The following is a 12,716-nucleotide window of genomic DNA, read 5'->3' on the forward strand; positions in this document are numbered from 1 at the left end:
CGGACGGCTCGAACACCTGCGCGGCTCCGCACTCGGGTTCCGCAACCTGACCAACTACATCGCCCGAAGCCTGCTCGAGACCGGCGGCTTCAGACCCCAACTCCTACACCCCCGATTGGGATGAGCCCTGTTGCCGACAACATATCGCCACTCGATCGTTCGTGCAGGCCAACCCGTCCGGCACCGCGTCGCACCGGCACGAAAACGAAAAAGCCGCTTCCCGCGGACAATGCAGTCCACGGAAAGCGGCCTTCACACTCGAACGCCGGCAAGCCGGCGAGCAGCGCAGGAACAGCCGTCCTACTTGACGGTGACCTTGGCGCCGGCCTCCTCGAGCTTCGACTTGGCGGCATCGGCAGCGTCCTTGGCTACCTTCTCCAGGATCGCCTTCGGGGCACCCTCGACGAGGTCCTTGGCTTCCTTCAGGCCCAGGCCGGAGACGATCTCACGGACGACCTTGATGACCTGGATCTTCTTCTCGCCGGCACCTTCGAGGATGACGTCGAACTCGTCCTGCTCGGCCTCGGCCTCGGCAGCGGCGGCCGGAGCACCGGCGGCAGCAACGGCAACCGGAGCAGCAGCGGTGACCTCGAAGGTCTCCTCGAATGCCTTCACGAACTCCGAGAGCTCGAGCAGGGTCAGTTCCTTGAACGCGTCGAGCAGCTCTTCGGTGGTGAGCTTCGCCATGATGGCGGTCCTTCCTGTAAGTCCCTCGTCGCTGATCCGCGACCGTGGGATGGCGCGCGCCGGAGCACGCATGGATGTGTCAGTGATTCGCGGTGATGCGGATCAGCTTCAGGCGGCCTCTTCGGCTGCCTTCTTCTCCTGCAGGGCGGCCGCCAGGCGAGCCACCTGCGAAGCAGGAGCGTTGAACAGGCCTGCGGCCTTTGCCAGGTTGCCCTTCATCGCGCCGGCGAGCTTGGCCAACAACACCTCGCGGGACTCGAGGTCCGCGATCTTGTTGACCTCGTCCACGGACAGCACAGCGCCGTCCATGTACCCGCCCTTGACGACGAGTGCCTTGTTGTCCTTCGCAAAAGCCTTGATGGCCTTCGCGGCGTCGACGGGCTCACCCGCGATGAACGCGATCGCGGTGGGTCCGACGAACAGATCGTCAAGGCCCTCGACGCCTGCCTCAGCAGCAGCACGCTTGACGAGGGTGTTCTTGGCGACGGAGTAGGTGGCACCCTCTCCGAGAGCGCGTCGCAGCTGCGTAAGACTTCCGACCGACAGACCGCGGTACTCCGTGATCACAGCGGCCGTCGAGGTCTTGAACTGCTCGGTGATCTCCGCAACCGCGGAAACCTTCTCGGGCTTTGCCATACTTCGCCTCCTCTCAGTAACAGTCGTTTTCCCGTCCGTCCCGTGCGGGACGTCCCACTTACGAAGACCACACAGGCCGGAAACGACGGAAGCCCCGGTGCAGGGCACACGGGGCATGAAAGGAGAGGCTCACAGGTTTCGCGCGCAACGCACGAATTGATCACATCCCCCTAACCTCGTCCTCCTGCGTGGGCCGCCGGAAACTTCCGGACCTTCAAACGAATCCGCATGCGAACTCGATGACCAACGGTCTTGGGTAGAACATGATCGGGGTGGAGATCGGCACAATGCCGAACTACGGAGAACAGAGTACCGGTGCGCGGCGGTGCAGTGCAAATCGCCCGCCGAACACGGCACATCACCGGCCGAACACACAACGGCCGAACACACCAACGGCCGGCCAGGACCCGAGGTCCGTGCCGGCCGTTGGTGCTACGAGCGTATTGCCGACCGCTACTGGTCGGACTCCTCCAGCATTACTGGTCGGACTCCTCCAGCAGGTTACGCGTCCGCGCCGGATCCACCGGGATGCCCGGTCCGGAGGTCGTCGCGATCGTAACCTTCTTGAGGTAGCGACCCTTCGCAGAGGACGGCTTGGCGCGCAGGATTTCGTCCAGCGCAGCCGCATAGTTCTCCACCAGCTTGGCGTCGTCGAACGATGCCTTGCCGATCACGAAGTGCAGGTTCGAGTTCTTGTCGACGCGGAAGTTGATCTTGCCGCCCTTGATGTCGGTGACGGCCTTCGTAACGTCCGGAGTGACCGTGCCCGTCTTCGGGTTCGGCATCAGGCCACGGGGCCCGAGGACACGTGCGATACGGCCGACCTTGGCCATCTGATCCGGGGTCGCGATCGCGGCGTCGAAATCCAGCCACCCGCCCTGGATCCGCTCGATCAGGTCCTCGGCGCCGACGACATCCGCGCCGGCAGCCTCGGCCTCGGCGGCCTTCTCGCCGACCGCGAACACGATGACGCGGGCCGTCTTGCCCGTACCGTGAGGCAGGTTGACCGTGCCACGGACCATCTGGTCCGCCTTGCGGGGGTCGACACCGAGACGCATCGCGACCTCGACGGTGGCGTCGTAGTTCTTCGACGTCGTCTCCTTGGCCAGCTTCGCGGCCGCGAGCGGGCTGTAGAGAGCCGAGGCGTCGATCTTCTCAGCGGCGGCGAGGTATGCCTTGCTGCGCTTTGCCATGTTCTGTCCTAACTTCTCACCGTGAGGTGAATGGTTCGGTCGTGGTCACGGGCCTGGCTGGCCCTCCCACGGGTTTTTGCTGTGGGCGTCAGCCCTCGACCGTGATGCCCATCGAACGCGCGGTACCGGCGATGATCTTCGCGGCAGCCTCGACGTCGTTGGCGTTCAGGTCTTCCTGCTTGGTCTTGGCGATCTCGCGCACCTGATCCATCGTGACCTTGGCCACCTTGGTCTTGTGCGGTTCGCCGGAGCCCTTCTGGACACCCGCGGCCTTGAGCAGCAACTTGGCTGCCGGCGGGGTCTTCAGCTTGAAGTCGAACGTACGGTCTTCGTAGACCGTGATCTCAACCGGAACGACATTGCCGCGCTGCGACTCGGTCGCGGCGTTGTAGGCCTTGCAGAACTCCATGATGTTGACGCCGTGCTGGCCCAGCGCAGGGCCGACGGGCGGTGCCGGGTTGGCCTGACCGGCCTGGATCTGGAGCTTGATCAGCCCAGCAATCTTCTTCTTCTTCGGGGGCATCTCTATTCCTAGTTTCTTGCTCGGTGGGTTCTTGCGTACTGCTACTGCAAGTTGGAGGGTCGGTACCCGAAACCGCTCAGATCTTGGAAACCTGGTTGAACGACAGTTCCACGGGAGTCTCGCGACCGAAGATGGACACCAGAACCTTGAGCTTCTGCTGTTCGGCGTTGACCTCGTTGATCGACGCGGGCAGCGTCGCGAACGGCCCGTCCATCACGGTCACGGATTCGCCGATCTCGAAGTCCACCTCGATCGCGGGCTTTGCGGCGGCGACAGCGGTTTCGGCGGTCGTCGCGGTACCGGCGGCCGGCTTCTTCTTCGCCTGTTGCGGCAGCAGGAACTTGACGACCTCCTTGATCGTCAGCGGCGACGGACGCGAAGTCGCGCCGACGAAGCCGGTGACGCCGGGGGTGTTGCGCACCGCGCCCCACGATTCGTCGTTCAGTTCCATGCGCACGAGAATGTAGCCGGGCAGAACCTTGCGGTTGACCTGCTTACGCTGGCCGTTCTTGATCTCGGTGACCTCTTCGGTGGGGACCTCGACCTGGAAGATGTACTCCACGAGGTCGAGGTTCTGCACCCGGGTCTCGAGGTTGGTCTTCACCTTGTTCTCGTAGCCCGCGTAGGAATGCACGACGTACCAGTCGCCGGGTTCGAGGCGTAGCTGCTTCTCGAGAGCCTCAGCGGGATCCACCTCGGCCTCAGCCACCTCGGCCTCGGCCGCATCGGTCTCGGCTGCATCGGTCTCGGCTGCATCGGTCTCGGCCGCATCGGTCTCGACTGTCTCGATGCCCGCCTCTGCCGACTCCTCGGCCGCTTCCGCGGTCGCGGTGTCGTCGACAAAGACCTCGTCCGAAACGCGCTCCTCGGCCGAAGGCTCGTATGAGTCGTTCTCGGGGGTGCTCACCGGGGCACTTTCCTCTCGTCGATCACAATTCGCCGGCACGCGTACGCGCTAGCCGAACAACCAGCTGACGCCCTTCACGAACGCCAGGTCGATTCCAAAGATGAATGCGGTCATGATCACCACGAAGACCACGACGACCGTGGTGTAGGTGACGAGCTGCTTGCGATTGGGCCAGATGACCTTACGCAGCTCGGCGATGACCTCGCGGAAGAAGCGCCGAAGGCGCTTGAAGATGTTCTCGGGCTTCTTGGCTCCCGACTTCGTCGCCACCGCGGATGCAGGCCGTCCCGATCCTGCTGAACCGCGCGGAGTGTCAGGGGAACGTCGACCGGAACGCTTACCACTCGGCCGGGCGGCCGCAGAGGAAACATCGGGGGTTGCGTCGGTTGCAGTCCGGCCGTCGCGGGGACGCCGAGTCCCTGCGGTGTCGCCGTCGCGCGTACCGCGCTCCTCGCTCACATCGTTCCTCTCGGTCGCTGGCCGTCCGGGTGCAGGGGCGACAGGACTTGAACCTGCAACCTGCGGTTTTGGAGACCGCTGCTCTGCCAGTTGAGCTACGCCCCTTTGGTCGACCTCGCCGAAAAACGGCGTCATCTGTCGACCCATCCGGTACCACATGACACACGCGCTACCCAGCCGGTCTGAACAAGCACCGACGAGCAGCGCGCTGCACTATGCGATCCCAGAAGCCTTAGTGTACTTCATAGCCCCGGAACAAACCCAATCCGCCCGGCACTCAGGCCAGTCGAATCGTTGCGGTGGCCCGCCCGAAGATCTTACGCCCCTCGGACTTGGCCACGATCGCGACCACAGCAGTCTTACTCGTCTCGTCCACCGACTTGATCTTGCCGGTGAACTCCACTTCGGCGGCCTTGTCGGCCTCCACATACACCGGACTGGTGAAACGGACGTTGTACTCCGTCACCGCGCCCGGATCGCCGAGCCACTCCGTGACGAAGCCGGCCGCGATGCCCATGGAGAGCATGCCGTGACCGACGACGCCGCGCAACCCGGCAAGTTCTGCGACCGTGTCACTCCAGTGGATCGGGTTGGGATCACCCGACACACCTGCATAGTTGACGAGATTGCCGCGGGTGAGCGTCACCACCCGCGCGGGCAGCTCGTCACCGACTGCGATCTCGTCGAACCTACGAAGCGACATGCATCATCACACCCTTGACCGCGTTGGCGATATTCGCGTCCACCTCGCCGCCGGTCCGCCCGACCAGCGTGGTCCATGTGGTCAGCACGAGGCTGTCGTGCTGGTCCGTGATGATGTTCTTGGTGGTGATGATGTCGCTGCCGGCCACCTGGCGGAAATCGTCCAGATGGACGTCGCAGAACAATCGATCACCGACCTGAATCGGACGATGGAAGACCAGTCGCTGATCGGTCTGCATGATCTGGCTGAGGTCGTATCCGGTCACGATCTCCTCGAACAGCTTCCGCTGAGCGATCATGCCGATGATCGAGACGAAGGTCAGCGGAGCGATCAAGCCGTCGTAGCCGAGCCCCTTGGCCGCTTCCTCGTCATGATGAGCGGGATGGGAGTCCAGCACAGCACGCGCATATTCGCGCACCTTCTCCCGGCCGACCTCGTAGAAGTCCTCGACCCGGTAGTGGTGCCCGACCATGGACGCAGCATGCGCCGCGACGTCGAACGGGATCCCGGCCTGTTCGGTCACGTCCACGACGTTATTTTCATTCACCAATGTGCCTGTCATACGAAAAACCCCCCGCAAATCCACCCGTGCGTCTGTGACGTGGGCAGTTCTGCGGAGAGCTCACGCGTCGACGTCGACCTGTTGACTACTTCGACTCGCGGTGCGCCTGGTGGGTACCGCAGTTCGGGCAGAACTTCTTCAGTTCCAGCCGGTCGGGGTCGTTGCGACGGTTCTTCTTGGTGATGTAGTTGCGGTGCTTGCACACCTCGCAGGCCAAAGTGATCTTCGGCCGAACGTCGGTTGAGGAGGCCACGGGATGCCTTCTTTCGCGTAAATCTGATCTCTGCAGATCAGGGTGGTTCATTCAACTTTTGGTAGCGATGGCCGGACTTGAACCGGCGACACAACGATTATGAGTCGTTTGCTCTACCGACTGAGCTACACCGCCTCGGTGTCGAGTGCCGTACCAGTCACCTGTTCGGCATCACCACAATCCAGCGAGCCCCCTGACGGAATCGAACCGTCGACCTTTTCCTTACCATGGAAACGCTCTGCCGACTGAGCTAAGGGGGCGTGGCCGTCGTTCGCATCTCTGCTCGCTGCGGCCTCCAAAAGATTACACACACTATCGCGCAGTACAAAATCAGCACGTCAGGGCGCATAAATCGCAAATGCAGCGGTGCGGTCGCATGGCCACCGACGCCGGATCGCCACCGGCCGGGGATCACCCACCCCGAACTCACCACCGCCGACCCCCAACGCACAGCGGCCCCGATCCGCGAGGATCGGGGCCGCTCTGGTGGCAGGTGTAGGATTCGAACCTACGTAGGCATAAGCCGACGGATTTACAGTCCGCTCCCATTGGCCGCTCGGGCAACCTGCCGGGTGTGCGATCTGCGACCGTGTCCCTGATGAGACCGTGTCCCTGATGCGTTGGAAGAATACAACGCACACCCCCCTCGAATGCAAACCGGGTGGATACGAGCGGTTGCGAACCGATAGCGTCGGCGTGGAGAACCCCGTACAACCCGATCCGAAGTGGAGTGCCTCGTGGCTGATTCGTCGTTCGATGTGGTGAGCAAGGTCGACCGCCAGGAGGTGGACAACGCGCTGAACCAGGCCGCGAAGGAACTCGCGACCCGCTTCGACTTCCGCAACACCGACGCCTCGATCGAATGGTCCGGCGACGAAGCGATCACTCTCACGGCAAACACCGAGGACCGGTTGCTGGCCGCTCTCGATGTATTCAAGGAGAAGCTGATCCGTCGCGACCTGTCGCTCAAATCGTTCGACGCGGGCGAACCGGCACAGTCCGGCAAGGTCTACAAGCTGACCGGCACCCTTGTGCAGGGCATCAGCCAGGAGAACGCGAAGAAGATCTCCAAACTGATCCGCGACGAGGGCCCCAAAGGCATCAAGGCACAGATCCAGGGCGACGAACTGCGGGTGACCGGCAAGAAGCGTGACGACCTGCAGGCCGTGATCGCACTGCTCAAGAACGCCGACCTGGACGTGGCCCTCCAGTTCGTCAACTACCGCTGAGCTTCCACAGGTGCCGGCTGCCACCGGCGGACCTGCCCACGGCCTGCGCTGACGTCCGGAATCAGCGCAGGCCGGCCAGGCGTTCCAAACGCTCGATCCGCTCCTCCATCGGCGGATGCGTCGAGAACAGGCGACTCACCTTCTCGCCGCTCCGGAACGGATTGGCGATCATCATGTGCGACTGGGCCGCGATACGCGGCTCCGGCGGCAACGGCGCCGCCTGAGTGCCACGTTCGAGTTTGCGCAACGCCGACGCCAGCGCCAACGGATCACCGGTCAACTCCGCACCCGACTGATCGGCCTGATACTCGCGGGACCGGGACACCGCCAGCTTGACCACTGTTGCCGCGATCGGGCCCAGCAACGACACCAGTAGCAATGCGAACGGATTCGCACCCTGCCGGTTTCCACCGTATGCACCCGCGAACATCGCGAAATTCGCCAGACCCGAGATCACCGCGGCCATCGCCCCTGCCACCGACGAGATCAAGATGTCGCGGTTGTAGACATGGGACAGCTCGTGCCCCAGCACCGCCCGCAACTCCCGCTCGTCGAGGAGATCCAGAATCCCGCTCGTGCAGCACACCGCCGCATTGCGCGGATTTCGTCCCGTCGCGAACGCATTGGGGGCATTTGTCGGACTGACATACAACCGCGGCATCGGCTGATGCGCCGTGGTCGCGAGTTCGCGCACGATCCGATAGATGGCGGGAGCCTGCACTTCGGTGATCGGCTGCGCGTGCATCGCCTTCAACGCCAGCTTGTCGCTGTTGAAATACGCGTACGCATTCATGCCGACGGCGAAGACTATCGACAGGACCAGGATCGTCGAATTCTGAAACAACGAGCCGATGAACACGATCAGTGCCGACATGCCGATCAGCAACGCGGCTGTCTTCATACCGTTCGCGTACCCGTGCACGTCGCATCTCCCCGATCACCGAACCCTGTTACCACCCGACCTCGTCGGGCAGCGAAACTCAGCCGTTCAACGAACCGGGACGCACACCTGGTTCCAGGCGTCGAGTGATCCCGCCGAAATTATCCGACCCGGGCGATCGTGTAGTCCACCAGCCGGCGCAGCGCGTCGTTCGCCGGAACCTGAGGCAGTGCCGCCAGCTCGGCGTGGGCACGATCCGCGAACTCGGCGAGCGTGCGTTTGGCCGCGGCCATCCCCGGTGACCGCACCAGCAGCTCGAGTGCTTCGGCGACGAGATCCTCGTCGACGACGGGCCCGACGAGGATCTCCCGCAGTCGGTCTGCGTCCGGGCCCGAATCGTCCCGCAACGCGTACAACACCGGCAGGGTGTGCACACCCTCACGCAGATCGGTCCCCGGCGTCTTCCCGGAATCCGTGGACACCGACGCGATGTCGATGATGTCGTCGGCGATCTGGAAGGCCGTGCCGACCGCGTCGCCGAGCCGTTCGAGCCGGGCAATGTGCTCGGCGTCGGCACCGGAGAACGTGCCACCGAAGCGACCGCACGCCGCGATGAGCGAACCCGTCTTCTCCCACACCACCCGCAGATAGTGCTCGATCGGGTCTTCGTCCTGGCGCGCACCGATCGTCTCGCGCATCTGCCCGGTCACCAACTCGGCGAACGTTTCGGCGATGATCTGCACAGCGGACGGTCCGAGCGTCGACACGAGCCGTGACGCGTGCGCGAACAGGTAATCGCCGGCGAGGATCGCGATGCTGTTGCCCCAACGCGCGTTCGCGCTGGGTGCGCCGCGGCGCATCGTCGCCTCATCCATCACATCGTCGTGGTACAGCGTTGCCAGATGCACCAACTCGACGACGGTCGCCGCCGTCACAATCGACGGATCCGTCGGATTCGGTCCCAACTGGCCGGTGAGCACCGTGAACAGCGGTCGGAAACGCTTGCCGCCGGCCTTCGCCAGATGCAGCGCTGCCTCGGTCAGGAAGTCCTCGCCGTCGGACAACTCCTCCACGAGTAGGTCCTCGACCCGGGCAAGCCCGTCCCGCACAGCGTCCGCCAAGCCCGGATCGCCGAGATCGACCCCGGCCACCACGGTTCCCGACACCGCGCCGGACGAACCGGCGGTCTGCGCCGCCCCCTCAGTGCTCACGATGACGTACCCATCCTGTTCTGTCGCCTCGGCTCCACCGTAGTGAACCTAGCCGTTCCGCCGGCCGGCCACCTCGTCGAGGCACCGAACCTACACCTGACAAGATGGGCACGTGGTGGAACAACCCTCCGCGCGCGCGTCGCGCACACTCGACAACACCCTGCCCGAACACACCGACATCCTCGTCGTCGGCGCAGGTCCGGCCGGATCCTCCGCTGCGGCCTGGGCGGCCCGCGCGGGACGCGACGTTCTGCTCGTCGATGCCGCCACCTTCCCGCGCGACAAGACGTGCGGCGACGGATTGACCCCCCGTGCCGTCGCCGAACTCGACCGGCTCGGACTCGGTGACTGGCTGCGCACCCACACGGTCAACCGCGGATTGCGCCTCGAAGGTTTCGGGCAGCGACTCGAACTGCCCTGGCCGGACGGATCATTTCCCGCCCAGGGCAGCGCGGTCCCCCGCACCGAACTCGACGACCGTATCCGCCGCACCGCGGTCGACGCCGGGGCACGCATGGTCGACGGCGCAAAGGCCGTAGCCGTCGACCGGGACAGCGACCGTGTCGCCTCGGTGACCCTGCGTACCTCCGGCGGGCTTCGTACCGTCACGTGCCGGCATCTCGTCGTCGCGGACGGTGTGCGATCCCCCCTCGGAAAAATCCTGGGCCGGACGTGGCATCGGGACACCGCGTACGGCGTCGCCGCGCGCGCCTACGCGACCTCGCCGCGCAGTGACGACCCGTGGATCACCTCGCATCTCGAACTGCGCGACCCGGCCGGGGTACTCCAGCCCGGATACGGCTGGGTGTTCCCACTGGGAACCGGCGAGGTCAACATCGGTGTCGGAACACTCGCGACGGCCGCGCGCCCGGCATCGGGGTCGCTGCGGCCGCTCATCGACCTGTATGCCGCGCAGCGCCGCCCGGAGTGGGGTCTCGGCGACGTGACCCGGGTCGCGTCGGCACTGCTCCCGATGGGTGGCGCCGTGAGCGGGATCGCCGGACGCAACTGGGCTGTGATCGGCGACGCCGCCGCCTGTGTGAACCCGCTCAACGGCGAGGGCATCGACTACGGACTCGAAGGCGGCCGTCTGATCGCGGGCGTTCTCGATGCCGGCGACCTCACCCACCTGTGGCCTGCCCTGCTGCGCGAACGCTACGGCCGGGCATTCTCCGTGGCCCGGCGACTCGCGGGTCTGCTGACACTACCCCGGTTCCTGCCTGCGACCGGCCCGATCGCGATGCGATCACGCGCGATGATGTCGGTGGCGGTGCGGGTGATGGGCAATCTCGTCACCGACGCCGACGCCGACCTCGTCGCACGCGCCTGGCGGGCCGGGGGACGCACGTCGATGCACTGGGATCGGCGGCCCCTGTTCGCTTGAACGGCCGCCCCTGCGCGAATCGAACCCTGCGCGAATCGCACCCAGCGTTTATCGCACAGCGGTGTTATCGCACTGCGGTGTTATCGCACTGCGGAATGCAACGCCACGATTCCACCCGTCAGATTGCGCCACCGCACCGACTTCCAGCCTGCCGCTTCGATCCGCAACGCCAGATCCTGCTGGTTCGGCCACGCACGGATCGACTCGGCCAGGTAGACGTACGCGTCGGGATTGCTGCTCACCGCGCGGGCAACCCGCGGCAGCGTCCGCATGAGGTATTCCATGTATACGGTGCGCAGCGGCTCCCGGACCGGTGTCGAGAACTCGGACACGACGAGACGCCCACCGGGCTTGGTGACCCGCGCGATCTCGCGGAGACCCGCGTCGAAATCCGAGACATTGCGCAGCCCGAACGAAATGGTGGCGGCGTCGAATACACCGTCCGCGAACGGCAGCGCCATCGCATCACCGGCCACCATCGGCACCTGCCGGAATCCACCCGCCTTCAACATCCCCGTCGAGAAATCCGTGGCGACCACCCACGCGCCGGACCGACCCAGTTCGACGGTCGACACGCCGGTGCCCGCGGCGAGATCGAGAACCGTCTCCCCCGGCTTCAGATCCAACGCCGCACGCGTCGCTCGGCGCCACGCGCGATCCTGCCCGAACGACAGCACCGTATTGGTCAGGTCGTACCGCTCGGCGACACCGTCGAACATGGATGCGACCTCGTGCGGGTCCTTGTCGAGGGACGCGCGCGATCCGTGAGTAGTTGCCACGGCCGAAACGTTACCCGCTACGCAGAACGTCAGGCCGCTACGCAGAACGTCAGGCCGCTACGCGGTGGGTCCAGCTGCTACGCGGAACGTCAGGCTGCTACGCAGTGGGTCCAGCTGCTACGCAGTACGCCGCAGGTGGGCCGGGGTCACACCGCGGACCTGCTCGTAGTGCCCGATCAGTTCGTCGCACACCGCCGGCCAGGTACGTCCCAGCACGCCGCGCCGCGCCGCGCCGCCGAATCGTGTGCGCGCCACCGGGTCCAGGAACGCGGCGACCGCGCCCGGCAGCAACTCCGCAAACCGGTCCACCGGCAGGCGGTATCCGTTGCGGCAGTGCGCGACCAGGTCGCGGGGGCCACCGGCGTCGGGTGCGATCACCGGAACTCCGCTCGCCAACGCTTCCTGCACGGCCTGGCAGAAGGTCTCGTGTTCGCCGGGATGGACGAACACGTCGAAACTCGCGTACGCCTGGGCCAGGTCGTCACCGCCGAGTTGCCCGGTGAACACCGCGTCGGGCATGGCCGCCTGTAGCCGCGCGCGTTCCGGGCCGTCCCCGACGATCACCAGCCGGAACCGAGGGTCTCCCGCGAGGACCGCGAGCCGCTCGACGTGCTTCTCCGGGGCCAACCGCCCGACGAATCCCACGACCGCTCTACCGTCCGGATTCCAGGCGCGGCGCACGTCCTCGCTGCGGTGCGACGGTGCGAAACGTGTGGTGTCGACGCCGCGCGCCCAGCGGTGCACCCGCGGGATGCCGTGTGCCTCCAAGTCGGCGGCGGCGGCACTGGACGGGGCGAGCGTGCGATCACAGCTCCGGTGCAGACGACGGGTCCAGCGCCACGACGCCCGCGCGGCCAATCCGAGCCCGTAGCTGGCCGCGAACCCGGCGACATCGGTTTGATAGACCGCGACCGTCGGCACCTGCAACCGACGCGCTGCGGCGACCCCACCCGCGCCGAGCAGGAACGGCGATGCGAGATGAACGACATCGGGCGCGAAGTCGCGCAGGATCTGTACGAGCTGGAACTCCGGTATGCCCACCGGCAGGGAGCTGACCTTCGGGACCATCACCGCAGGTACCCGATACACCGGGACACCGTCGTGGTCGGTGGGTGCCGGCGGCAGCCCGGCAACCGTATCCGGTGCCACGACCAGAGCGTCGTGACCGGTCCGGTCGAGATGCTCGAGGACGCGCAACACCGAGTTGGTGACGCCATTGATGTTCGGGAGGAAGGATTCCGCAACGATGGCTACTCGCACGGCGTCAGCATCCCCGCCCCAGCGGACGGCGCGGGGCGTCCGCGGTGACG

15 protein-coding genes and 4 tRNA genes are annotated in these 12,716 nt (G+C 65.4%); 2 read left to right on the forward strand and 17 right to left on the reverse strand.

Features of this window, described 5'->3' with window-relative positions; translation table 11 throughout:
- Nucleotides 1–300: 300 nt before the first annotated feature.
- The 13 genes from rplL to WAX14_RS20315 form a co-directional block, all read right to left on the reverse strand.
- Entirely contained in the window at nucleotides 301–687 is a 387-nt protein-coding gene (gene rplL, locus WAX14_RS20255; protein WP_422629843.1) for a 50S ribosomal protein L7/L12, read from the reverse strand.
- Nucleotides 688–795: 108 nt separating this feature from the next.
- Entirely contained in the window at nucleotides 796–1,323 is a 528-nt protein-coding gene (rplJ, locus tag WAX14_RS20260) for a 50S ribosomal protein L10 (RefSeq protein WP_422629844.1), read from the reverse strand.
- Between the two features lie 476 nt (nucleotides 1,324–1,799).
- The gene (rplA, locus tag WAX14_RS20265) at nucleotides 1,800–2,516 is read right to left on the reverse strand and encodes a 50S ribosomal protein L1 (RefSeq protein ID WP_422629845.1); all 717 of its coding nucleotides are present in this window, start codon (nucleotides 2,514–2,516) and stop codon (nucleotides 1,800–1,802) included.
- A gap of 88 nt (nucleotides 2,517–2,604) precedes the next feature.
- Complete coding sequence (gene rplK / locus WAX14_RS20270; RefSeq protein ID WP_068156194.1) at nucleotides 2,605–3,039, reverse strand: 50S ribosomal protein L11; 435 nt, start codon at nucleotides 3,037–3,039, stop codon at nucleotides 2,605–2,607.
- Between the two features lie 76 nt (nucleotides 3,040–3,115).
- A complete protein-coding gene (gene nusG / locus WAX14_RS20275) occupies nucleotides 3,116–3,946 on the reverse strand; it encodes a transcription termination/antitermination protein NusG (RefSeq protein WP_422629846.1) in 831 nt (276 codons plus the stop codon).
- A gap of 48 nt (nucleotides 3,947–3,994) precedes the next feature.
- Nucleotides 3,995–4,405, reverse strand: coding sequence for a preprotein translocase subunit SecE (secE, locus tag WAX14_RS20280; RefSeq protein WP_422629847.1), 411 nt, complete (start codon nucleotides 4,403–4,405; stop codon nucleotides 3,995–3,997).
- 32 nt (nucleotides 4,406–4,437) lie between these two features.
- A tRNA-Trp gene (locus WAX14_RS20285) sits at nucleotides 4,438–4,510 on the reverse strand.
- 172 nt (nucleotides 4,511–4,682) lie between these two features.
- The gene (gene hadB / locus WAX14_RS20290) at nucleotides 4,683–5,108 is read right to left on the reverse strand and encodes a (3R)-hydroxyacyl-ACP dehydratase subunit HadB (protein ID WP_422629848.1); all 426 of its coding nucleotides are present in this window, start codon (nucleotides 5,106–5,108) and stop codon (nucleotides 4,683–4,685) included.
- A complete protein-coding gene (gene hadA / locus WAX14_RS20295; protein WP_422629878.1) occupies nucleotides 5,095–5,670 on the reverse strand; it encodes a (3R)-hydroxyacyl-ACP dehydratase subunit HadA in 576 nt (191 codons plus the stop codon). The genes hadB and hadA overlap by 14 nt, the downstream gene beginning before the upstream one ends.
- Nucleotides 5,671–5,755: 85 nt before the next feature.
- On the reverse strand, nucleotides 5,756–5,923 hold the full coding sequence (rpmG, locus tag WAX14_RS20300; RefSeq protein WP_031937658.1) for a 50S ribosomal protein L33: 168 nt from the start codon (nucleotides 5,921–5,923) through the stop codon (nucleotides 5,756–5,758).
- 59 nt (nucleotides 5,924–5,982) lie between these two features.
- Nucleotides 5,983–6,058, reverse strand: a tRNA-Met gene (locus WAX14_RS20305).
- Nucleotides 6,059–6,110: 52 nt separating this feature from the next.
- Nucleotides 6,111–6,183, reverse strand: a tRNA-Thr gene (locus WAX14_RS20310).
- Nucleotides 6,184–6,407: 224 nt separating this feature from the next.
- Nucleotides 6,408–6,493 (reverse strand) — tRNA-Tyr (locus WAX14_RS20315).
- Nucleotides 6,494–6,660: 167 nt separating this feature from the next.
- Between WAX14_RS20315 and WAX14_RS20320 the strand changes: the two genes are divergently transcribed.
- Entirely contained in the window at nucleotides 6,661–7,152 is a 492-nt protein-coding gene (locus tag WAX14_RS20320) for a YajQ family cyclic di-GMP-binding protein (RefSeq protein ID WP_422629849.1), read from the forward strand.
- 61 nt (nucleotides 7,153–7,213) lie between these two features.
- On the opposite strand, the gene htpX is transcribed toward WAX14_RS20320, so the two are convergent.
- Both htpX and WAX14_RS20330 read right to left on the reverse strand, forming a co-directional pair.
- Nucleotides 7,214–8,074, reverse strand: a complete 861-nt coding sequence (htpX, locus tag WAX14_RS20325) for a zinc metalloprotease HtpX (protein ID WP_422629850.1) — start codon at nucleotides 8,072–8,074, stop codon at nucleotides 7,214–7,216.
- A gap of 119 nt (nucleotides 8,075–8,193) precedes the next feature.
- Nucleotides 8,194–9,243, reverse strand: a complete 1,050-nt coding sequence (locus WAX14_RS20330) for a polyprenyl synthetase family protein (RefSeq protein ID WP_422629851.1) — start codon at nucleotides 9,241–9,243, stop codon at nucleotides 8,194–8,196.
- Nucleotides 9,244–9,355: 112 nt separating this feature from the next.
- Here WAX14_RS20330 and WAX14_RS20335 point away from each other — a divergent pair, with 112 nt between their 5' ends.
- On the forward strand, nucleotides 9,356–10,627 hold the full coding sequence (locus WAX14_RS20335) for a geranylgeranyl reductase family protein (protein ID WP_422629852.1): 1,272 nt from the start codon (nucleotides 9,356–9,358) through the stop codon (nucleotides 10,625–10,627).
- Nucleotides 10,628–10,707: 80 nt separating this feature from the next.
- Here the strand turns inward: WAX14_RS20335 and WAX14_RS20340 are convergent, their stop codons facing one another.
- Together WAX14_RS20340 and WAX14_RS20345 are read right to left on the reverse strand one after the other, a co-directional pair.
- Nucleotides 10,708–11,406, reverse strand: a complete 699-nt coding sequence (locus WAX14_RS20340) for a demethylmenaquinone methyltransferase (RefSeq protein ID WP_422629853.1) — start codon at nucleotides 11,404–11,406, stop codon at nucleotides 10,708–10,710.
- Between the two features lie 117 nt (nucleotides 11,407–11,523).
- Nucleotides 11,524–12,666: a glycosyltransferase family 4 protein gene (locus WAX14_RS20345; RefSeq protein ID WP_422629854.1), complete on the reverse strand. Its 1,143-nt coding sequence runs from the start codon at nucleotides 12,664–12,666 to the stop codon at nucleotides 11,524–11,526.
- Nucleotides 12,667–12,716 lie beyond the last annotated feature (50 nt).

The organism is Rhodococcus sp. (in: high G+C Gram-positive bacteria), from assembly GCF_049299235.1.
Lineage (GTDB): Bacteria > Actinomycetota > Actinomycetes > Mycobacteriales > Mycobacteriaceae > Rhodococcus.

What these genes read in the sequence shown, in the direction of transcription:
- hadA (WP_422629878.1), bottom strand. Translation starts at nt 5,670, where the DNA reads ATGACAGGCACATTGGTGAATGAAAATAACGTCGTGGACGTGACCGAA.
- rplL (WP_422629843.1), bottom strand. Translation starts at nt 687, where the DNA reads ATGGCGAAGCTCACCACCGAAGAGCTGCTCGACGCGTTCAAGGAACTG.
- rplK (WP_068156194.1), bottom strand. Translation starts at nt 3,039, where the DNA reads ATGCCCCCGAAGAAGAAGAAGATTGCTGGGCTGATCAAGCTCCAGATC.
- rplA (WP_422629845.1), bottom strand. Translation starts at nt 2,516, where the DNA reads ATGGCAAAGCGCAGCAAGGCATACCTCGCCGCCGCTGAGAAGATCGAC.
- rplJ (WP_422629844.1), bottom strand. Translation starts at nt 1,323, where the DNA reads ATGGCAAAGCCCGAGAAGGTTTCCGCGGTTGCGGAGATCACCGAGCAG.
- hadB (WP_422629848.1), bottom strand. Translation starts at nt 5,108, where the DNA reads ATGTCGCTTCGTAGGTTCGACGAGATCGCAGTCGGTGACGAGCTGCCC.